This is a genomic window from Clostridium sp. AM25-23AC, from assembly GCF_003435125.1.
Classification (GTDB): domain Bacteria; phylum Bacillota; class Clostridia; order Lachnospirales; family Lachnospiraceae; genus Pilosibacter; species Pilosibacter fragilis.
Window position 1 is genome coordinate 1 of sequence record NZ_QWGI01000031.1, and the last position, 20,411, is coordinate 20,411.

Below are 20,411 nucleotides of genomic sequence, written 5' to 3' on the forward strand. Positions count from 1 at the left end.
ACGGCTGAGAAGCATGTGACTTTAGTCATGTGAGGTTCACAGGGGACGGGACGATTGTAGAAAATTTCGGCATACGTATCATATTGCTCCAGCCCGGTGAGGATCGTATTGGCGATATCCGCCTGGAATGTCAGGATATTTCTTTCTAAGTCTGCTGCTTTGTCCGCAGCTTCCGAAGTGTTGAAATCTGTTTTCCCAGAGGATTGTATGCCCTTGGCTCTGCCGGGGGCTTTTTCTTTTATCAGAGCTGCTTTTTGGACGGCCTCCTGTGCTTCATCCGGGTCTTCATCGAGGAGAGAGGAAAGCTCCAGACAAAGCAGAGAAAGCAGTTCCTGCCGTTCTGATCGTGTTTTTACGCCATTGATCCAGTATGTACAAAGCCATTCCATATACAGATCAGGATAGAAGAAATAGTATTCGATATGGTTGTAGGTTCTGGTGTAGGTCCAGACTACCTTCATAACCTCCTCGGGGAGATGATTTCTCAATTTATCCCAAAGAAGCTGGACAAAATGAGTGATCAGTGCCAGATCTTTCTCGGCCAGATACTCATTATAAAAATCTTCATCGTCAAACCAGGAGGCATAATAATGGTCTTCGACGATTGCCTGCAGAGTGTACAGATAAAAGATAGCCCAGGGATAGAGGACTTCAACATTAAAATAGAGGTTTCCGGACTTATATTTATTGCGTTCTTTCTGAAGGGACTGACTGTCAACGGAAAAGATGCAGGATGCCAGCTGCCCTATATTTTCGTAGTTATTATCGACGGATTCAATATTTCGATCTCCCTGATAGGCATGGCGGATATCGTAGCAGAGCCCGAGAATATTTTCGTAACAGGAAGAGGATTCGACATCATCCTGATGTGCAAAGTAGAAACGGAGGTAATCGCTGAGCGCACTGTGAAGCGCGTTCAGATCCTCATAATCCCCGTGTATTCAATGTGAACTTTCTAAAATATTAACGTTCATTCCGGAATATACTTGTTTTAAGCTATTTGCAGTATGCTTGAAAGTGTTTTTGAAAGTTGATTAACTCTCAAATTTTTTATTGCTTGTGGGACTTTTTGTAGTAAAGATCAAGCGTAAGCGTTTACAAATAAAATGTGTGCCTAAAAATTTTGGGGCTAGGATGGTGAGGTGAGGGGCGGACATTGTTGCACACTCCAGGGACAAATTATATAATGATTTTAGAAAGCGTTTGAAGAAGAGCGAGGAAACAGATACTAAGTATAAAAATAAATAATCGAAGAGCAGAAGTGAGGATGAGTCTATGAATAATAATAGTAAGGAAGAGCTGAAAGCGGATCTGTATATGCTTTCGTGCATTAGAAAAATTGAGAAAGTATTTTCCTGTCGGCTTATGGATGTAACTGCGGGAAAGGAAATGAATTTAATCGACTTCTTCTTGTGCCTTGCGAAGAAAAATTACTTATCGGAGAGTGTGCTGCCTCTGCTGAATATAAAGTTAATGTAGCTTGTAAAAACAACAGTGCCTTGCAGTGATGATACTGAGAGCATAGCGAGAGAAAAAATTCTTATGCGTGCGAAAACTTGTGCGCTGGCAGCAGAACTTCAAAAAATGGTGGAACATGTTCCGGCAGTTGAAGAGTGGAGAAGGATAAAAATGAGTTTATGGAGATTCGGGAGGTGAAATGGTAACAAAAGAAAGTAAAAAACTTCAATTTTTTTCCATTTTTTCGTCACAAATCCAATTTTATTACGTTTATATTAGTAGAACATGTTGATCAGACCGGAATTTTTCCGAAAAAACGTGGTCGTTTGCCAGAGAAATGAGCTGAAAACGGAAAACGGAAAACGGCAGACGGCGGCAGAACTTTGGTGAAATTCTGGTTAAAACCCTAAAGAACCGGAATACAGGTTTATTTGAACCGATAGGCGGATGTGGTCCTACGAATATGACGAATGGAGGAGGAATGAATATGGTCGTGTCAAAGAATTACAAAATCAAAGAGCAGAATGGAATGTATTATATTGTTCCGTCAAGCGTTCCGGGATGCCCGCAGTGCGGTGGAGAGATGAAGATCCGTGACAGCAAGAGGCGGAAGGTGATTTTTGCGGATGGTACGGTGGATACATTTGTTTTGCGGCGATACAAGTGTACGGTGTGTGGGCGTGTTCATCTGGAACTCCCGGACATTATGGTTCCTCATAAGCATTATTCGAGGTCGGCGATCATCGATACGATAAATGGTGAGAGAAACTGTTCCGCGGAGCAGTCGACGATTTACCGCTGGAACCGGGAAAAGATGCAGCTTGAACGTCTGCTGGTTCAGGTGGAAGATAAGAGTCCGGAAGCAAAGCGGACTGACGGCGATAATAACTGCAGGTGCGCAGGAAATTAAATATGAAAAAGCGGCAGGTGAAATACCTGCAAAAGGGGAAATGAAAAAGCGGCAGGTGAAATATCCGAAAAGGGGAAATGAAAAAGCGGCAGGTGAACTGCCTGTAAAGGGGAAAATGAAAAAGCAGCAGGCGGATGCCTGTAATTTGTGTGATCAGTGATTATGATGGCCGGTCAGTCAGAAATGGCTGACTGGCGTTTTTGATTGCCATGTATCCGAAAAAATGTCAGAAGAAGATTCTGTCAGTTCATAGAAAACAATGATTGAAACAGAGCACAGAATCCGTGCATAAGCTGAAAAATTGGCCATTCGCGCGTCGTATACCTGACCGTGACCGAACGTGGAACATATATAGTCCGAATATGGGCAATATACAAATAGTGTCAATGTATGTTATATAGAAGACATCAGAGTAACTGTTTGTCAGATTTGCGGATATTTTGCGGGCTGAAAAGTGTGTTGGGCTGATATGCACGGAGGATAAAATGATAAGTTACAATCGCTTGTGGGAGACCATGGAGAAGAGAAAGATCAGTCAATATCGGTTGATCAAGGAGTTTGGCTTAAGCTCCGGCCAGATGAGCCGTCTGAAGAAGAATACATATGTTTCGACGCATACGTTGGAGACGCTCTGCCGGATCCTGGACTGCCGGATCGAGGATGTGATGGAGGTTTCTTTCGAGGACGAGGAGAAGGAAAATAAGGCGAATTGACACTGATCTTTACCGGAAAAGAGTTCCGATAAAGACCAGATATTTTTACGATTCTTTTTCCACGCGGTCAAATGAGATGCGGACGATGTCCGCAACGCTGCAGTTTAAGATCCGGCACAGAGTTTCCAGAGTATGTGTGGATACATGTTCATTTTTACGGATCCGATGGAGCTGGCCGGAGCTGAAATGATAGCTGCGGATCAGGCGGTACTGGTTGATGCCTTTTGACTTTAAGGTGTTCCAGAGCGGGCTGTAATCGATCATGAGAAACGCCTCCTTTCCTTATATAATGCGGCAGAAGTTCTGCCATAGTAAAGAATAAAAGATATTTAGGGGAATTTGTGGAAATATAAGGAAAAACAGGTCGAATCTTGCGGATGTTGGCAGGAAATACAAATGAGAAAATAGAAAATGTATCGCTGGTGAGCAGGCGTGGAAACCGAAAGAGAAGAATTTAGGCGGTTTCTGCCGGATTACGAGTCTATGGATTGAACGGGTCAGCCTGGAATGTCCTGGAAATAACGGCGAGAGATGAGACAAAGGAGAAAACGGTATGGTTAAATATACAAGGTTATGGGAGACAATGCAGAGAAAAGGCATCAGCCAGTATCGCCTGATCAAGACATATGGAATCAGCAATGGTCAGTTGAACAGGCTGCGGAAGAATTTATATATTTCGACGCATACCGTGGAGACTTTATGCAGAATTCTGGACTGCCGCGTGGAGGATGTGATGGAGATCGTGTTCGATGAGAGCGACGAGCTTTTATGGTCTCCGGGACTGGAAGAGGAGCGGCAGAAGCAGGAGGAGCTGGAGAAGAAAAAGAAGAGGCAGGGACAGTAAAGCTCCTGTGTGGCAAAATTTGGTGCATAACAGATTGCGGAAATGCAGCTGTTTGCGATATCGTGAGCAGAATCCGGCTGTGAAACAGAAAAATGAAGTACGGCGGTACCTGAAATAAGTTGCCAATATTCTTTTTAACAGGTATACTGGATAGGAATGCATGATTTCGTTATAGAACATTCGTGAAAAACCTGTTATCGGCAGGTTTTGCGGATGAGGTCTGCACATTTGCTGCGCTGACCATGATAGAACGCAGGCGTGCAGGAAATAATAGAGAATATCGGAGGAACTTAAAGATGACAGGACGCAATGTTGGAAAGACATGCCGCACACATTACAGAGGTACTTTTAACGATGGTACACAGTTTGACTCTTCCTACGACCGCGGCGAGCCGTTAGAGTTTGTATGTGGCGCTGGACAGATGATCAAGGGATTTGACGCGGCTGTTGCGGATATGGAGGTCGGTGAGATCAAGGAGATCCACCTGATGCCGGAGGAAGCTTACGGAATGCCGAATCCGAATATGATCCTCACACTCGAGATCGCAAATCTCCCGGGTTCCGAGGACCTTGAGGTTGGACAGCAGGTATACCTCACAAACCAGAGCGGCCAGCCGTTCCCGGTGAAGGTTACCGCGAAGGACGAGAAGATGATCACTCTTGACGCGAACCATGAGATGGCGGGGAAAGAGCTGAACTTCAAGATTGAACTGGTTGAAGTAAAATAGGAATAATCCCGACATTTTTCCACATACTACCCATAAGTCACACGATATGGAAGTAGTGGTATGCAGGAGGAATAGACGTTATGAAAGCTACGGGAATTGTAAGAAGAATTGATGACCTCGGACGTGTGGTGGTTCCGAAGGAGATCAGGCGGACACTTCGTTTGCGCGAAGGAACGCCGTTAGAGATCTTCACGGACCGTGAGGGGGAGATCATTCTGAAGAAGTACTCGCCGATGATGGAACTGAATGCGTTTGCAGGGCAGTATGCAGACGCGATGGCGCAGTCGACAGGGCTTATGGTCTGCATCACGGACCGGGACCAGGTGGTCGCGGCGGCCGGCGGGGCGAAAAAGGACTTTTTCCAGAAGCCTATCAGCCGGGCGCTGGAGCATGTGATCCAGGAGCGGATGACGGTGCAGGCGGGAAAGGATGAGCGGGCGTTCACGCCTGTGACGGACGATGACAGCGAGGGAATCACTGCGCAGGTGATCACTCCGATCATCTGTGAAGGTGACGCGATCGGGTCGGTCATTGTGATGAGCAGGGAGCCGAGGGCGAAGTTCGCGGATGCAGAGGTGCGTTTGGCGGCGACGGCGGCGGGATTCCTGGGACGGCAGATGGAGAGCTGAGAATTGAGGCTGGGCGAGATTTGAAACAGCAGTAAAAATGTTGAGAAAATATGCCTGGTAAGATAAAAAACGAAAAAAGTCCACATGATGATATTTTAGAAGAGATCACTTCAATAAATATTATCATGTGGACTTTGACTTTTATTTACAACGAATCAAAAAACGATCGTAACTGTTCAGTAGGTCTGCGCACTTGCTGCGCTGACCGTAAGAAAACATAGGCTGGAGGGCAAAAATCCCATCAGCGAAGCTGATCTGGAATGGATTTTTGCGTGTAACTATGAAGGTACTGAATAGTTACAAACGATCTAAATAAAAGGCATTATGCAAATGCACATTTCTAATTGCCATGCATCCGGAAGAAGCTGCCGGTGGCGGTTCCGCAGGTGAACAGTGTATCCAGACTATGTTCATGCGGGCAGACTTTTCGGATTCTGACATTCTTTATACACGTAATTATTCGGTCTACGCTAGTTTGGGCTGAAAGAACTTTATTTCCCAGTCTGCTTCTTCGAATTCCCATAGATATACACCATGATCGAAGCAATCGCAACCAATGCGCCGCCGAGGATCGAGGTGGATTTTACAGGCTCGCCGAGGATCGCTGCGCCGAGAACGATGCTGAACAGGATTCCGGAGTAGTTGTAGATACTGATCTCGGATGCCGGGGCGAAGCGGTAAGCGTAGGTGATGAATACCTGGCCCAGGGAGCCGAAGAGGCTGATCAGCATGAGCAGCATAAACTGATGCGGGTCTGGCATAACGAAATTGCTGATGACGAACGGCAGGGAACCGAACACGCTGAAGGTTGAAAAGTGCATGATAACGGTGATTCCGTCGACTTTTCCCTTAAAGTAGCCGAGAAACGTGTACGCAACGCCGGATGTGATGGCGGAGAGCAGCGCGACTACCAGCGGAAATGGGTCGGACTGGAAGCTCGGACGGAATACGATAAATGCGCCGATAACGGACAGTGCCAGCGCCGGGATCTGGATCGGGGAAAGCTTCTCCTTCATAAACACAGCAGCCAGCAGTGTGACAAAGATCGGGGAGAGCTTATTTAATACGGTGACATCTCCCTGTGCAGCATGGCTGGAGGCGTAGAACAGCGTGATCAGGCCCAGAAATCCGAAGAAAGAGCGGCCGAACAGGTACGGCTGGTATTTTTTCGGGCCGTAGTAGGAACCACGTTTTTTACGGATGATGAAAAAGGAAACGATCAGGATGAAGAGATTGCGGACGCAGATCTGCTCCATCGTTGGAATTTCGCGGCTCATACGGACAACGACCTGCATGGAGGCGAAAGAAAGCGCGGACAGGATCATAAAGAGGATGCCCTTTTGTTTTTGTGTGATATTCATGATGTCCTCCTGTGAAATTGTAATCGAGGAATAGCTCAATTAGAGTGATGATATGTCAAAAGACACGACAATTAAGAGTATAACTTTTTTTCATGGAATCGTCAATTGGTGCAAATATGTAGAAAAAATAAAAGATTTCAGGAGGACAAGTGGAGTATGTTTGGTGCGGATTAAATTGGAACAAATGGACGGTGATGGATTGCAGTTAAAAAACAGAATGCATATTGCCAGAGAAATAGAATCCAGTTACAATGATAGTAGAAAATAGTATTTAAAACTGTTGGCGGAGAGCGTAGGCGGAACCGACGGGGAGAGGACCGGGCGATCGTCAGAGGCTCGAAACAGCAGAAAAATGAATGAAAACGGATAAGGTGAGGAAATACTATGTATACATTCGAGGACTTAAAGCAGATCATGAAGACACTGCGTGCGGAGGATGGCTGTCCATGGGACCGGGCGCAGGATCATGACACGTTGAAAAAGCATCTCGTGGAGGAATGCGCGGAGGTGCTGGAGGCGATCGATGCTCATGACACGGAAAATCTCTGCGAGGAGCTGGGGGATGTCCTGTTCCAGGTCATGTTCCACAGTGAGATCGAGGCGGAGCAGGGAAATTTTACCGTGGATGATGTGGTGAACGGCATCTGCGAGAAGATGATCCGCCGCCATCCACGGGTCTTCGGAGGCGAGATTCCGGAGGTGGAGAACGAGAAGGACCTCTGGGAAGCGATCAAGAAACAGGAGCGGGAGGAAAAGAAAAAACGGGCCGCCGCACACTGACGAAAAGTGCGCAAAAACACGGCAAAAACGGGCAAAAATCCTTGACAAAGAATGCAGAAACATATATAAATGTAAGAGTGCAATGCAAAGGTCCTTCGGGCAGGCTTTGTCCGCAGGTTTGAAATGAATTTTAGGAGGAAATAAAACAAATGAACAAGACAGAATTAATCGCAGCAGTTGCTGAGCAGGCAGAACTCTCCAAGAAAGATGCTGAGAAGGCACTGAAGGCTTTCACAGATGTTATTGCAGCAGAGTTAGTTAAAGGTGAGAAGGTACAGTTAGTTGGCTTCGGAACATTCGAGGTATCCGAGAGAGAGGCTAGAGAGGGAAGAAACCCGCTTACAGGCGAGAAGATCACGATCGCAGCTTCCAAGAACCCGAAATTCAAAGCTGGTAAGGCTTTAAAGGATATGGTTAACGCTTAATTCTGTTTAGAATGATAAAAGTGGCTGTGTAGGCAGCACGTGTTTGGATCCCCTCCGTGATATGCGTATTGCGGAGGGGGAAATTGTTTCCGGGGTTCGCCTGGACAGGCGGGCAGCAGGAAGTCCGGCGGCGATGGTGCCGCAGAAAAGGAGCAAGTTATGCGTTTAGACAAATATCTGAAGGTATCCCGTATCATCAAGCGCAGAACCGTGGCAAACGAGGCGTGCGACAGTGGCCGTGTGATGCTGAATGATAAGATTGCGAGAGCCAGCGCGGAAGTTAAGGTCGGAGATGTGATTGAGGTGGCATTTGGAACAAAAGCCGTCAAGGTCCGTGTGACGAGCGTGCAGGAGACGATCCGCAAGGAAGATACGAAGGAAATGTTTGAATATATTTAGGAAAAACCTCACAGTAAAAAACTGATGAGGTTTTTTATGTAAGGCGCGAGTTTCCGTTATGGCAAGTGTGATCGCATACTACATTTGCAAGCGGTTAGACGGAAACGACAGTGGCAATTAGCCCAAATGAAAACCCCAGAGAATGGCCTCTCTGGGGTTTTCGCTTGTGAATTACAGCATAAAAATTTTTTTACTTCATATATTTAAAACATATTTACATATACAGGAGGTTTTTATGGAAGAGAATCCGGGAATGGCGCATAAGATCGTTTTGAATAATCGGAATCAGGGAAATCTCACGGGGATCCTGGATGTGATCTCCTTTGACGAGAACACCATCGTGCTGGACACGGACATGGGACTTCTGACCATCAAGGGAAAAGACCTCCATGTAAACCGGCTGAGTCTGGAAAAAGGTGAGATCGATATTGAGGGCAGGACGGACAGCCTTGTGTATTCGGCGGGCGGCGGCGCGAAGAGCGGGGAATCATTTTTTGCAAAATTATTTAAGTAGTGGAAAAGCAGTGATGAAAGAGTTCATGAGGAAAAATCCAGGTAACCGCAGAAAATAGATCATGTGACGAAAAATGAGACCATGAAAGAGAAAATAAGCAGGAAATTTAAACTCGGAGGTGCCTTGTGAGTCCCTATCTTACTCTGGAAGTCCGCCTGGTTGGCATGAGTACGGTGCTCGGCTTTATTTTGATGGCGAGTTATGACTTTTTGCGGCTATTCCGCTTTTTTGTTCCCCATGGGCGGCTGTGGACGGGGATCGAGGATTTTTTTTACTGGATCTATGCGGCTGTCATGACGTTTCTTCTGCTGTTTTACGAGAACAGCGGTATTGTTCGGGCGTACATCATTGCGTGTGTGTTTTTCGGCATGATTTTTTATGATAAAATCATTAGCCGGAATGTGTTTCAGCTATTGAAAAAGCTGAAAAAATGGTATAAGATTAAAAGATAGAATCGTTTTGTTGGTTAGAACGGGAGGGAAAATCCAGAAGGAAGCGAGAAATCATGGGAGAAAACCGGAACAGACGAAATAAAAGAAAATCGAAAAACAGTCTGAGCAACCGGATGGCGTTAATTGGAATCACGGTGGTCGTAGCGAGTCTTGCTGTGGTAGTCCATATCGGCGGCGCTTCCCTGAGAGAACGCGATCTGGAATATCAGGCGCGGGAACAGGCGCTTGAGAAGTCCCTCGCGAAGGAAGAGGCGAGAGCCGCGGAACTCGAGGAGTACCGCGTGTATGTTCAGACGAAGCAGTATATTGAGAAGGTCGCGAAAGAGAAACTGGGGCTTGTAAATAAGGATGAAATTCTGTTTAAGGCCGATGAATCAAGCTAGGGCGAATCATGTCACTAACTTTTAAAAATTAAATACGGGAATCCGACAAATATTTCCCGCCTGCCTGCATATAATAAAATGGCGTATTCTGCGCCGTTAAAGCTGGTCATGGAGATCGGAACGGTCTTTGTGACAGGGTACGCAGGTTAGGAGGGATTTTTGTGTTTGGAAATCGTGAGGTACATAGAAAGCTGTCCGGGACCGGGGGCTATGCGGCGGGGCGGCTTGCGGAGATATCTGAGTCATTAGGACAGCTTGCGAAGGTTATGAAAAATTCCGGCGAAGATCCCGGACTTTCCAGGGAGGACGGGATCGCGGCACTGGAATCGGCGGCGTCCATGGTCTGCGGGAGCTGCGACCGCTGTGGCATGAAACAGGAATGCCTGGAGGATCAGGACGGGGAGAACTATTTTCTCTATTATCTGCTTCGCTCTTTCGAGAAAAAGGGCGCTCTGGAATATCCGGACATGCCCAGGGAGTTCCTGGACCGGTGCCGGAAGAAAACGGATTATCTGCGGGAATTAAATAGAAGTCTTGGGCGGTCCACGATGAATCTCGCCTGGAAGAACCGGTTTCTGGAGAGCAGGGACGCGGTCATGCTGCAGTTTGAGGAGATGGCGGGGATCCTGGGGGAGTTCTCCGGGCAGATGGAGCAGGCGGCGGATGTGACGGAGGCGCTGGTTCCGGCGGTGCGGGCGGCATTTCGGAAACGGCGGATCGCCCTGGAGGACATGCTCGTTTTGAAATATGGGGATGGACGCCGGGAGGCATTCCTCACGGCACGGACAGGAAACGGACGGTGTGTGACTGTGAAGGACATGGCGGCGCTTTTTGGACAGGCTGTGGGGGCGGAATTTATCCCGGCGAGGAATGGGAAGACGCTGGTCACGAGAAAATCGTCCATGGTGCGTCTCATCGAAAAGGGAAGCTACCGGATCCTGTTTGGATGCGCGAAGACTCCGAAAGAGGGGGAAGAAGTCTCCGGTGATAATTATATGTTCCGGAACACGCTGCCGGGGCAGGTGGCGTTGAGTCTCTCCGACGGAATGGGGAGCGGACCGGCGGCTGGGGCTGACAGCGAGCAGGTCATGGAGCTGGCGGAGCAGCTTCTGGATACGGGATTTTCGGCGCGGTCTACGTTAAAGCTCATCAACACGGTGCTCCTGCTGAATGGCATGGGTGACCGGCCGGCGACGATGGATCTGGGACTTGTGAACCTCTATACGGGGGTGCTGGAGATGATGAAGCTCGGGGCGGCGGCATCGTTTTTACTGCCGGACCGGCGGGGCGGCGGCGAGGCGGAGGTCCTGGAGTCAGAAACAGTCCCGGCGGGAGTGCTGAACCCCGTGGAACCGGTGATGATATCGAGGAAGCTGTGGGACGGAGATAAGATCATTATGGTCAGTGACGGAGTCCTGGATGCTATGCCGGGAGTGGAGAAGGAGAAAGCGTTCCGGGAATTTCTGGATGGTCTGCCCGACGCGGGGGTGCAGGAGACGGCGGAGATGATCTTGACGTTTGCATTGTCGTTTGAGGGAGAGCCGCGGGATGATATGACGGTGCTGGTGGGCGGAATATACGGGTAAAGGTAATCACAAACGCACAAAGATTTTAGATATCACTACAGGAAAAACAGCGGAGAAGAAAATGGCAGGAAAAACAGCAGTGAAAACAGATGTAAAAGCGGGCAGATTTCGGCAGAAAGTTCTTAGCTTTATGAAGAAAAATCATATGACAGACCGGGGAGACAGCGTCCTGGCGGCAGTGTCGGGGGGCGCGGACTCGGTCTGCCTGCTTTTGCTTTTGCATGAGATGGCGGCGGAGCTTGGAATTAAAGTCTTTGCATTTCATATGAACCATGGGATCCGCGGAGCGGAGGCTGACCGGGATGAGCGGTTTGTGATGGAACTCTGTGAGCGGTTAAATATTCCTCTCACCGTGGCGCATGAGAAAGTGGAAGAATATGCAGCGGAACGTGGTTTATCGGGCGAAGAAGCAGGGCGGATCCTGAGATATCATCATTTGGGAGAGACTGCGGAAAAGTATCAATGCGCGAAGATCGCTGTCGCACATCATGAAGATGATGATGCGGAGACGGTGCTTTTGAATCTGTTCCGGGGAAGCGGACTTGCCGGACTTTCCGGGATCCGGCCGGTGCGGGAGAATATTATCCGGCCGTTATTATGTGTTTCACGGAAAGAAATTGAGGAATACTTAAATGAGCAGGAGCTTTCCTGGTGCGAAGACTCCACAAATAAGGAAAATGACTACACTCGGAACAAGATCCGAAATGAACTTCTGCCCTGGGTGACAGAGAATATAAACAGCCGGGCAGCAGAACATATTCTGGCGGTGTCGGAGTTTGCGGCGCAGGCAGACGCATATTTTGAGATGGAAGCAGAGAGAATTCTGGAAGAAAGCTGTTCAAAAAGAAGAGAAGAGGGGAAACAGCCAAATTCCAAAAATGCGGGGGAAGCAGATGGAAAAGAGCCTGGGACAGGTCAGAGCTCGAAGGTGGCAGAAAATGAGATGAAAATGTGTACAAAAATAAACACAGACATTTTCGATCCACAGCCCGAGATCCTGAAAACCTACATCGTCCGCCGCATGATCCTAAACGCCGCAGGGAAAGCGAAGGATATCACGGAACGCCATATCCGCTCCGTAATGGATCTCTCTGGTCCGGGTGGTGGGCATACTGTAGACCTGCCATATGGTCTCAAAGCGGTGCGTGGATATGAGACATTAGGGATCGTACAGAACAAAAATCCATCGCAAATGTCTGAGTCAGATCAGAAGCAGGAGAGAAAACCAGTTTTTGAAAATAAAATCAATCTGGAAACAGATATGGATGAGATTCTGGACCTGGGCGGAACACACATCCGCCTCCATGCCGTCCACCGGGAAAAAGAGCTGGAAATTCCGAAAAACCAGTATACGAAATGGTTTGACTATGATAAAATAAACGTTGGATTATCCATAAGATACAGGAAAAATGGGGATTATCTCACACTTTCCGGGGGTGGAAAAAAGAAGCTCCGCAGGTATATGATCGATGAAAAGATCCCGGAAAACGAGCGGGACCGGATCCCGGTCCTTGCAGATGGAGACCATGTATTATGGGTAGTCGGATACCGAATCAGTGATTATTATAAAATAACAGATGAGACTGAGCACATCCTGGAGGCGGAGGTGATCCTGCCTGGTGGGGGAGAGCCGGAAGGCAGCAGACAGGCAGGCATCTGGAATTGCAAAGGAGAAGACCATGGCTGATAAAATTCGTGTATTATTAAATGAAGAAGAAGTTGACAGGCGGATCAAAGAGATCGCGGAGCAGATCAACAAGGACTATGAGGGAAAAGCGGTTCATCTGATCTGTATCTTAAAGGGCGGTGTATTCTTTACCTGTGAGCTTGCAAAGCGCCTGACTGTCCCGGTTACACTGGACTTTATGTCCGTGTCCAGCTACGGCAGCGGCACAGAGTCCTCCGGCGTTGTAAAGATCATCAAAGATCTGGACCAGCCGCTTGAGGGAAAGAATGTCCTGATCGTGGAGGATATTATCGATTCCGGACGCACACTTGCGTACCTTATCGATATTTTACACAAGAGAAATCCGAACTCCATCCACTTATGCACTCTGCTTGACAAGCCGGAGCGCCGCGTAAAGAAACAGGTAAAAGTTGATTACACCTGCTTTACGATCCCGGATGAGTTCGTTGTAGGCTATGGCCTCGATTATGACCAGAAATACCGCAACCTTCCGTTCATCGGCGTTGTGGAGCAGCAGTAAGGAGGCACCCCAAGTTGAAACAGAACCAGCAGTTCCGCGGAATCGGTCTCGTCCTGCTTGTGATCGCGCTTATCACATTCGCGTCAAGCCTGACGAGCCAGGGGAGCTTATTCAGCCAGGAGATGACCCACCAGGAATTCATGGTGGCCGTGGAGAATAAGACCATCGAATCCGTAGACATCAATCAGAACCAGCAGCCGCCGACCGGAATCCTGGATATATTGCTGAAAAGCGGAGACCGGGCAGTTGTCGCAGTGTCCGATGTAAAAGAAGCAGAAAAACTTCTCCGGGAAAACTCTATCGACTATATTGTCGAGAATGTTCCGCAGGAGAATTACCTGATGTCCGTTATCATCCCGGTAGCATTGAGCGCTGTGGTCATCATGTTCATGTTTATGTTCATGAACGCGAGACTCGGCGGTGGCGGCGGCGGAAACTCCAAGATGATGAATTTTGGAAAGAGCCGCGCGAAGATGAGCCGGACAAATTCCGTGAACTTCTCAAAGGTCGCAGGTCTTGAGGAGGAGAAGGAAGAACTCGAAGAGATCGTTGATTTCTTGAAGAATCCGAAGAAATATACGGATGTGGGCGCGAGGATCCCGAAGGGAGTGATCCTTGTGGGCCCTCCGGGAACCGGTAAGACACTTCTCGCGAAGGCGGTTGCCGGTGAGGCCGGTGTCCCGTTCTTCTCCATCTCCGGATCGGACTTCGTAGAGATGTTCGTCGGTGTCGGCGCATCCCGTGTCCGCGACCTTTTCGAGGACGCAAAGAAGAACGCGCCGTGTATCGTCTTTATTGATGAGATCGATGCCGTTGCGAGACGCCGCGGTACCGGTATGGGCGGCGGACATGACGAGCGCGAGCAGACCTTAAACCAGCTCCTCGTTGAGATGGACGGTTTCGGCGTCAATGAAGGAATTATCGTTATGGCGGCGACAAACCGTGTAGATATTCTGGATCCGGCGATCTTGAGACCGGGCCGTTTTGACCGGAAGGTCGGAGTCGGAAAACCGGATATCCGCGGACGCGAGGAGATCTTAAAGGTCCACTCCAAGGAAAAGCCGCTGGGCGATGACGTAGATTTGACAAGAGTGGCACAGACCACAGCCGGATTTACCGGTGCGGATCTGGAAAACCTCTTAAATGAGGCGGCAATTCTCGCTGCAAAGCAGTCCCGCCGCTATATTCTCCAGGCTGATATCGATCAGGCATTCGTGAAGGTCGGAATCGGTGCGGAGAAGAAGAGCAAGGTGATCTCCGAGAAAGAGAAGAAGATCACGGCTTACCATGAGACGGGCCACGCGATCCTGTTCCATGAACTCCCGGATGTCGGTCCGGTCCACACGATCTCCATCATCCCGACCGGCATGGGCGCGGCTGGATACACGATGCCACTTCCGGAGAAGGATGAGATGTTCAACACGAAGAGTAAGATGTTAGAGACCATCATGGTTTCCCTTGGCGGACGGATCGCTGAGGAGATCATCTTCGGTGATGTGACCACCGGTGCCTCCCAGGACATCAAGCAGGCATCCGCGATCGCCCGGGCGATGGTGACCCAGTACGGTATGTCTGAGAAGCTCGGAATGATCAACTATGGCAGTGATGATGACGAGGTGTTCATCGGAAGAGATCTTGCGCATACGAGATCCTACGGCGAGCGTGTTGCCTCCGATATCGACAGCGAGGTAAAGCGGATCATCGACGAGTGCTATGCGAAGGCGAAACAGATCATTCTGGAGCATGAGGATATTCTCCATAAGTGTTCTGCGCTGCTGATCGAGAAAGAGAAGATCGGTCAGGCGGAGTTTGACCGTTTATTTACAGGTGCTGAGGAAAAGTCTGCAGCAACAGAATAAATTTCTGCGTTGGTGGTTCCCTGGGCAGCAGAAAAAGAAAGACTTAGAAATGCTTTGACGGGTCATTTTGAGTAAAACTTTAAAAACTTAAGCAGATCGACGTTTGTGCAAAAGAAATACAGCCAAACGTCGATTTTTTGCTTGAAATGATAAAAATGCATAAAGAAAAATGGGCCAGTGGCAAAATGAACAAAAAAATTTTTCATGTTTTTAAATGTTTGTGCACACTTATCCGGATTCCTATGCTATATTACTACACGTAACCCCCCAATACATTATATAGTTTTTGCTATACCCCATAAGAGACATAATACCTTTTCCGGAAGAAGGCCAGTGGTTCCCCCCGCTGGCTTTCTTTCTGTCCATTTTTAGACAAAAGACCTGGAATTTTTGCCGCAGTTCAGAGCGGCTGGTTTCAGGTCTTTCTATTTTCGGGTCTATCTATTTTCAGAAAAAAACGTGCAAACAGGTGTGCAATCCTGTATAATAACACTTGTGAGTGAAGTAAATGAAAACAGATATCAGTCATACGGCTGCGTGCTGACCGGGCAGCCGTTTCAGATCAGTAAGGGAGGCCATTCAAAATATGTTGAAGGCGGCACTTTTCAGTGATGGGACAAAAGAGTACCGCATTCCGGAAGAACCGGAGTGCGGGGAGCAGGTAACGATCAGGTTCCGGACCGGAGCCGGGGATGTGGATCATGTGTATGCGGTGGTCCGGGATGCCGTAAGCCGGGAAGAGGGCAGGCGGCTGGAACTTAAGAAAAAGGAATCCATCGGAAGATTTGATTTCTATGAGACAGAGATTTTAGTGGGGGAGACCCCGCTGCGATATGATTTTGAAGCGGTAAAGGGGAGCGAGGTCTGCCATTACAATCGTCTCGGCGTTCTGGAGGCCGGCGGCATGGATGCGCCTTTCGTGATCACACCGGGATTCCATGTACCGGAATGGGCGAAGGGTGCCCTGATGTACCAGATCTTCGTGGACCGGTTTAACAACGGCGATCCGACGAACGATGTTCTGGGGGACGAGTATGTCTACATCGGATTCCCGGTGACGAAGGTGGAAAAATGGGATGAGCGGCTTTCGGTTCTCGATGTGGATCGGTTTTACGGCGGTGATATTCAGGGGATCTGGGATAAGTTAGACTATCTTCAGAGTCTGAAGGTGGAGGTCCTCTATCTGAGTCCGGTGTTCGTGTCTCCGTCGAACCATAAGTACGACTGTCAGGATTACGAGCATATCGATCCGCATTACGGCGTGATCGTAAAGGATGAGGGCGGGCTTGTGACGGGGGACGCGTCGGACAACGGGAATGCGAAGCGGTATTCCGTGCGCACCTCTGACCGGGAAAATCTGGAGGCCAGCGATGAGTTCTTTGCCCGCTTTGTGCAGGAGGTCCATAAGAGGGGGATGCGGATCATCCTGGACGGCGTGTTCAACCACTGCGGTTCCTTCAATAAATGGATGGACCGGGAGAAGATCTATGAGAAGGACGGCGGGTATGAGCCGGGGGCTTACCTGACAGCGGACAGTCCGTACCGGGATTTCTTCCTGTTCGGAGATCAGGACGGATGGCCGGACAATGATTCCTACGAAGGCTGGTGGGGACATAACACGCTGCCGAAGTTAAATTACGAGGGATCCAAGAAGCTGTACCAGTATGTGCTGGACATCGCGAAACGCTGGCTCTCCCCGCCATACTCCATCGATGGCTGGAGACTTGACGTGGCGGCGGATCTCGGGCATTCACCGGAGATGAACCACCGGTTCTGGAGAGATTTCCGGAAGACGGTGAAGGAGGTGAACCCGGACGCGCTGATCCTGGCGGAACATTATGGGGACGCTTCAGACTGGCTTTCCGGGGATCAGTGGGACACGGTGATGAATTACGATGCGTTCATGGAGCCGATCTCCTGGTTCCTCACAGGCCTTGAGAAGCACAGCGAGCGGAAGGATGAGCACCTGCTCCACAACAGCCAGGCGTTTATGTGCTCCATGCTTTCCAGTATGAGCCGGATGCAGACGGGATCGCTATACGCGGCGATGAATGAGCTTTCGAACCACGATCACTCGAGATTCCTTACGAGAACGAACCGCATGGTGGGACGGCTTTATAAGCCGGAGGACGCTGAGAACGCAGAAAAAGGCATCAATTACGGAACATTCCGCTCCGGTGCCCTGATCCAGATGACATGGCCGGGGGCTCCGACGATCTATTACGGGGATGAGGCCGGTGTCTGCGGCTGGACAGATCCGGACAACCGGAGAACGTTCCCGTGGGGAAAGGAAGATCTGGAGCTCACGGAATTCCACCGGTATCTGACGGGGATCCGGAACAGGACTCCTGCGTTCAGGCGGGGCGCGTTTAAGTCGCTGTTGGCGGAGAACGGCATGATCGCTTACGGAAGGTTCGACGCAGACGAGCAGGGAGTCGTCGTGGTGAACAGCGAGGACTATGCACAGAGAGTCCGGATCCCGGTATGGGAAGCGGAGGTGACCGCAGATGCCATGGTCCGTGTGATGCTCACGGACGCGAAGCGCTACAATGTAGGAAGCCTGAAATACCCGGTGGTGGATGGTGTGATGGAAGTGGAGCTTCCGGGAAATGGAGCGATGATCTTTATCGCGCGGAGTTCTGGGCAGGATGATGAAAAAACTGCTTGATTTTTGAATTAATGTATGGTATCATTTTGAATTGTCAGAATGATATGGGCGGATTCCCGAGTGGCCAAAGGGGACAGACTGTAAATCTGCTGCAACTTGCTTCGGTGGTTCGAATCCACCTCCGCCCATTATTGATCCAGGGAGTTAGGGAATGAAAAGTCCCAGATTGGAATGAGCAGTTCTTGGCGAGCTGCGGAAAGCCCATCTCGGGAACTGCGTCCCCGAGATGTACGTTGATTTGTAAATACAAATCAACGCAAAAATTTAGAAAGAAAATTTCTTATGTGAGCAGGCTCCCAACGAAATTTTTTTCTAAATTTTTACTTTTCCTCTGTGCTTCCAAATTTATGCGCCCAGATAGCTCAGTTGGTAGAGCAGAGGACTGAAAATCCTCGTGTCGCTGGTTCGATTCCAGCTTTGGGCACTAGAGGTAATGGCAAAGTTGCCTCTCATTACTTATACGCGGGTGTAGTTCAATGGTAGAACACCAGCCTTCCAAGCTGGATACGTGGGTTCGATTCCCATCACCCGCTCTTCTTATGAATTGCCGGATCTCTGAATCTCAGAGGTCCGGTTTTTCTATATAATAATTGTGTCAGAATGTCAGAATACCCCATAAAAGCTGATACCCCACAGGAGGACACACATGAATTTACGCGAATATCTGAAAACCACCAACCTCATCACCGACGGCGCCTTCGGAACCTATTTTGCCGCAAAATACCAGACCCAGGATATCCCGGAGCTGGCAAATATTACTGCGACGGAGAAAGTAAAGAAGATCCACGAGGAATACCTGAATGCCGGAGCGAAATTTATCAGGACAAATACGTTTGCGTCAAACACAGAAACACTGCAGGAGGATTTTGCGGAAGTTGAGAAAAACATTCAGGCGGCGGTTGAGATCGCGAGAGACGCGGTAAACGGGAGAGATGCCTGGATCGCGGGAGATATCGGCCCGATTCCGGTGAATGGAGCGGAGGACGCGGCGGCAGCGGCGGACGAGTATTATCAGATCGCGAAGACCTTTGCGGAGTGCGGTGTCACAGTTCTGGATTTTGAGACATTCGCGGACCTCGACGGAATTCTCCCGGCGATCAAAAAGATCTGCGCGGAATATGAGATGTTTATCATGGTCTCCTTCTCTGTAAACCAGTTCGGCTACAGCGCGGCGGGACTCAGCGCGAAGCGCCTGTTAGCGGATGCGGCGGCTGTTCCGGAGATCGATGCGGTGGGCTTAAACTGCGGCGTAGGTCCGGCCCATATGCGCCAGATCCTGGAAAAGGCAGGATGTCCTGGGGATAAGTTCCTGCTTGCGATCCCGAATGCGGGATATCCGACACTGACAAGAAATAAGCTCCAGTTTGGCAACACACCGGCATACTTTGCGGAGAAGATGAAGGAACTTCAGGCGCTCGGCGCAGATATTCTCGGCGGATGTTGTGGAACGACCCCGGAATTTATCGGAGAAATGTCTTTATGGGACGGAATCTTAAACAAGATTGTCCTGGATACAGAGACGGATAATGGGGAGCAGACGGGACATGTCCAGAGACATGGATTCCTCTACGATGAAAACGGAGAGAGAAAACAGAAAAAGCTTATCGCGGTAGAACTTGCCCCGCCGTTTGATGCGGATGATGAGAAGCTTTTAGAATCTGCCCATCTTTTAAAGAATGCGGGCGTGGATGTTCTCACATTCCCGGATTCCCCGTCCGGACGTACGAGAGTCGATTCTGTCCTCATGGCGAGCAAGGTGCGTCAGGCCACAGGCCTTTCTGTGATGCCGCATATCTGCTGCCGTGACCGGAATGCCATCGCTATGCGGTCCCTGTTTTTGGGAGCCGCCATCAACGATATCCACAACTTCCTGATCATCACAGGAGATCCGATCCCGTCCACAGCGAGACAGACCGTAAAGGCGGTGTTCAACTCCGATTCCACCGGTCTCATGAAGATCGCAAAGGAGATGAATGAGGATGTCTTCGCGAAGAATCCACTGTGCTACGGCGGCGCCATCAACCAGGGAAGAAAGAATCTGGATGTGGAGATCGGACGTGTGAAGAAAAAGATGGAAGAGGGCGCGGAGTTCTTCCTGACCCAGCCGGTATTCACGAAGGAGGACGCGGCGAGACTGCGCCGGATCAAGGAGGAGACGGGCGCGAAGATCCTCTGCGGGATCATGCCGCTGATCAGCAGAAAGAACGCCATGTTCATGAAGAACGAGATCGCGGGTGTCAACGTGACGGACGAGATCGTTGCCAGATACCCGGAGAAAGCGAACCGCAAGGAAGGCGAGGCAGCGGGAATCCAGCTCGCGAAGGAAGTTATGAAGATGGTGGAAGACTTCGCGGACGGATATTATTTCTCATTCCCGTTCAACCGTGTATACATGTTACAGGACATTATGGGAAAATAAAGAACTGCAAAGATACAGATTGACAGCTTTTTTTCCTTATGTTATCATGTCAACCGTTGTATAAAATCGGAAACTC

General features: G+C 49.3%; 22 protein-coding genes and 3 tRNA genes. 22 read left to right on the plus strand and 3 right to left on the minus strand.

Annotation, left to right across the window (positions count from 1 at the left end; translation table 11 throughout):
• Window positions 1-461: hypothetical protein (locus DW677_RS14935; protein ID WP_147324972.1), on the minus strand; the 461-nt coding region annotated here is incomplete at its 3' end.
• A gap of 51 nt (window positions 462-512) precedes the next feature.
• Here DW677_RS14935 and DW677_RS14940 point away from each other — a divergent pair.
• From DW677_RS14940 to DW677_RS14955, 4 genes are all read left to right on the plus strand, one after another.
• Window positions 513-950 carry a hypothetical protein gene (locus tag DW677_RS14940; RefSeq protein ID WP_147324974.1) on the plus strand — a complete coding sequence of 146 codons (438 nt, stop codon included), beginning with the start codon at window positions 513-515 and terminating at the stop codon, window positions 948-950.
• Between the two features lie 325 nt (window positions 951-1,275).
• A complete protein-coding gene (locus tag DW677_RS14945) occupies window positions 1,276-1,479 on the plus strand; it encodes a hypothetical protein (RefSeq protein ID WP_117470871.1) in 204 nt (67 codons plus the stop codon).
• A 466-nt stretch (window positions 1,480-1,945) separates the two neighbouring features.
• Entirely contained in the window at window positions 1,946-2,368 is a 423-nt protein-coding gene (locus DW677_RS14950; protein WP_015552333.1) for a DUF6431 domain-containing protein, read from the plus strand.
• A gap of 485 nt (window positions 2,369-2,853) precedes the next feature.
• Entirely contained in the window at window positions 2,854-3,081 is a 228-nt protein-coding gene (locus DW677_RS14955) for a helix-turn-helix transcriptional regulator (RefSeq protein ID WP_117470870.1), read from the plus strand.
• Window positions 3,082-3,126: 45 nt separating this feature from the next.
• On the opposite strand, the gene DW677_RS14960 is transcribed toward DW677_RS14955, so the two are convergent.
• Complete coding sequence (locus tag DW677_RS14960; RefSeq protein WP_015552336.1) at window positions 3,127-3,345, minus strand: helix-turn-helix transcriptional regulator; 219 nt, start codon at window positions 3,343-3,345, stop codon at window positions 3,127-3,129.
• Between the two features lie 289 nt (window positions 3,346-3,634).
• On the opposite strand from DW677_RS14960, the gene DW677_RS14965 reads away from it, so the two are divergent.
• The 3 genes from DW677_RS14965 (at window position 3,635) to spoVT (ending at window position 5,282) form a co-directional block, all read left to right on the plus strand.
• Window positions 3,635-3,925, plus strand: a complete 291-nt coding sequence (locus tag DW677_RS14965) for a helix-turn-helix transcriptional regulator (RefSeq protein WP_015552337.1) — start codon at window positions 3,635-3,637, stop codon at window positions 3,923-3,925.
• Window positions 3,926-4,221: 296 nt separating this feature from the next.
• Window positions 4,222-4,653: a peptidylprolyl isomerase gene (locus tag DW677_RS14970; RefSeq protein ID WP_015552338.1), complete on the plus strand. Its 432-nt coding sequence runs from the start codon at window positions 4,222-4,224 to the stop codon at window positions 4,651-4,653.
• An 80-nt stretch (window positions 4,654-4,733) separates the two neighbouring features.
• Window positions 4,734-5,282 (plus strand): stage V sporulation protein T, encoded by a 549-nt coding sequence (spoVT, locus tag DW677_RS14975; RefSeq protein WP_015552339.1) that lies wholly within the window; start codon window positions 4,734-4,736, stop codon window positions 5,280-5,282.
• A 491-nt stretch (window positions 5,283-5,773) separates the two neighbouring features.
• Here spoVT and DW677_RS14980 read toward each other — a convergent pair whose 3' ends face one another.
• Window positions 5,774-6,643 (minus strand): DMT family transporter, encoded by an 870-nt coding sequence (locus tag DW677_RS14980; protein WP_117567713.1) that lies wholly within the window; start codon window positions 6,641-6,643, stop codon window positions 5,774-5,776.
• A 384-nt stretch (window positions 6,644-7,027) separates the two neighbouring features.
• Between DW677_RS14980 and DW677_RS14985 the strand changes: the two genes are divergently transcribed.
• From DW677_RS14985 to DW677_RS15055, 15 genes are all read left to right on the plus strand, one after another.
• Window positions 7,028-7,423, plus strand: a complete 396-nt coding sequence (locus DW677_RS14985) for a MazG nucleotide pyrophosphohydrolase domain-containing protein (protein ID WP_015552341.1) — start codon at window positions 7,028-7,030, stop codon at window positions 7,421-7,423.
• A gap of 149 nt (window positions 7,424-7,572) precedes the next feature.
• Entirely contained in the window at window positions 7,573-7,848 is a 276-nt protein-coding gene (locus tag DW677_RS14990; protein ID WP_015552342.1) for an HU family DNA-binding protein, read from the plus strand.
• A 159-nt stretch (window positions 7,849-8,007) separates the two neighbouring features.
• On the plus strand, window positions 8,008-8,247 hold the full coding sequence (locus DW677_RS14995) for an RNA-binding S4 domain-containing protein (RefSeq protein WP_015552343.1): 240 nt from the start codon (window positions 8,008-8,010) through the stop codon (window positions 8,245-8,247).
• A gap of 235 nt (window positions 8,248-8,482) precedes the next feature.
• Window positions 8,483-8,761, plus strand: a complete 279-nt coding sequence (yabP, locus tag DW677_RS15000; RefSeq protein ID WP_117470868.1) for a sporulation protein YabP — start codon at window positions 8,483-8,485, stop codon at window positions 8,759-8,761.
• Window positions 8,762-8,886: 125 nt separating this feature from the next.
• The gene (gene yabQ / locus DW677_RS15005; RefSeq protein ID WP_242990631.1) at window positions 8,887-9,213 is read left to right on the plus strand and encodes a spore cortex biosynthesis protein YabQ; all 327 of its coding nucleotides are present in this window, start codon (window positions 8,887-8,889) and stop codon (window positions 9,211-9,213) included.
• Window positions 9,214-9,266: 53 nt separating this feature from the next.
• Window positions 9,267-9,596 (plus strand): septum formation initiator family protein, encoded by a 330-nt coding sequence (locus DW677_RS15010; RefSeq protein WP_015552345.1) that lies wholly within the window; start codon window positions 9,267-9,269, stop codon window positions 9,594-9,596.
• Between the two features lie 161 nt (window positions 9,597-9,757).
• The gene (locus DW677_RS15015) at window positions 9,758-11,182 is read left to right on the plus strand and encodes a SpoIIE family protein phosphatase (protein WP_117483466.1); all 1,425 of its coding nucleotides are present in this window, start codon (window positions 9,758-9,760) and stop codon (window positions 11,180-11,182) included.
• A 61-nt stretch (window positions 11,183-11,243) separates the two neighbouring features.
• A complete protein-coding gene (tilS, locus tag DW677_RS15020) occupies window positions 11,244-12,869 on the plus strand; it encodes a tRNA lysidine(34) synthetase TilS (protein WP_117567714.1) in 1,626 nt (541 codons plus the stop codon).
• Window positions 12,862-13,389: a hypoxanthine phosphoribosyltransferase gene (hpt, locus tag DW677_RS15025; protein ID WP_015552347.1), complete on the plus strand. Its 528-nt coding sequence runs from the start codon at window positions 12,862-12,864 to the stop codon at window positions 13,387-13,389. Before tilS ends, hpt begins: the two co-directional genes overlap by 8 nt.
• 14 nt (window positions 13,390-13,403) lie before the next feature.
• Window positions 13,404-15,248, plus strand: a complete 1,845-nt coding sequence (gene ftsH, locus DW677_RS15030) for an ATP-dependent zinc metalloprotease FtsH (RefSeq protein ID WP_199537923.1) — start codon at window positions 13,404-13,406, stop codon at window positions 15,246-15,248.
• Window positions 15,249-15,834: 586 nt separating this feature from the next.
• A complete protein-coding gene (locus DW677_RS15035; RefSeq protein ID WP_181968374.1) occupies window positions 15,835-17,916 on the plus strand; it encodes a glycoside hydrolase family 13 protein in 2,082 nt (693 codons plus the stop codon).
• 46 nt (window positions 17,917-17,962) lie between these two features.
• Window positions 17,963-18,044 (plus strand) — tRNA-Tyr (locus tag DW677_RS15040).
• Between the two features lie 223 nt (window positions 18,045-18,267).
• Window positions 18,268-18,340, plus strand: a tRNA-Phe gene (locus tag DW677_RS15045).
• Between the two features lie 38 nt (window positions 18,341-18,378).
• A tRNA-Gly gene (locus DW677_RS15050) sits at window positions 18,379-18,449 on the plus strand.
• A 113-nt stretch (window positions 18,450-18,562) separates the two neighbouring features.
• Entirely contained in the window at window positions 18,563-20,335 is a 1,773-nt protein-coding gene (locus DW677_RS15055; RefSeq protein ID WP_117567716.1) for a bifunctional homocysteine S-methyltransferase/methylenetetrahydrofolate reductase, read from the plus strand.
• Window positions 20,336-20,411: the final 76 nt, after the last annotated feature.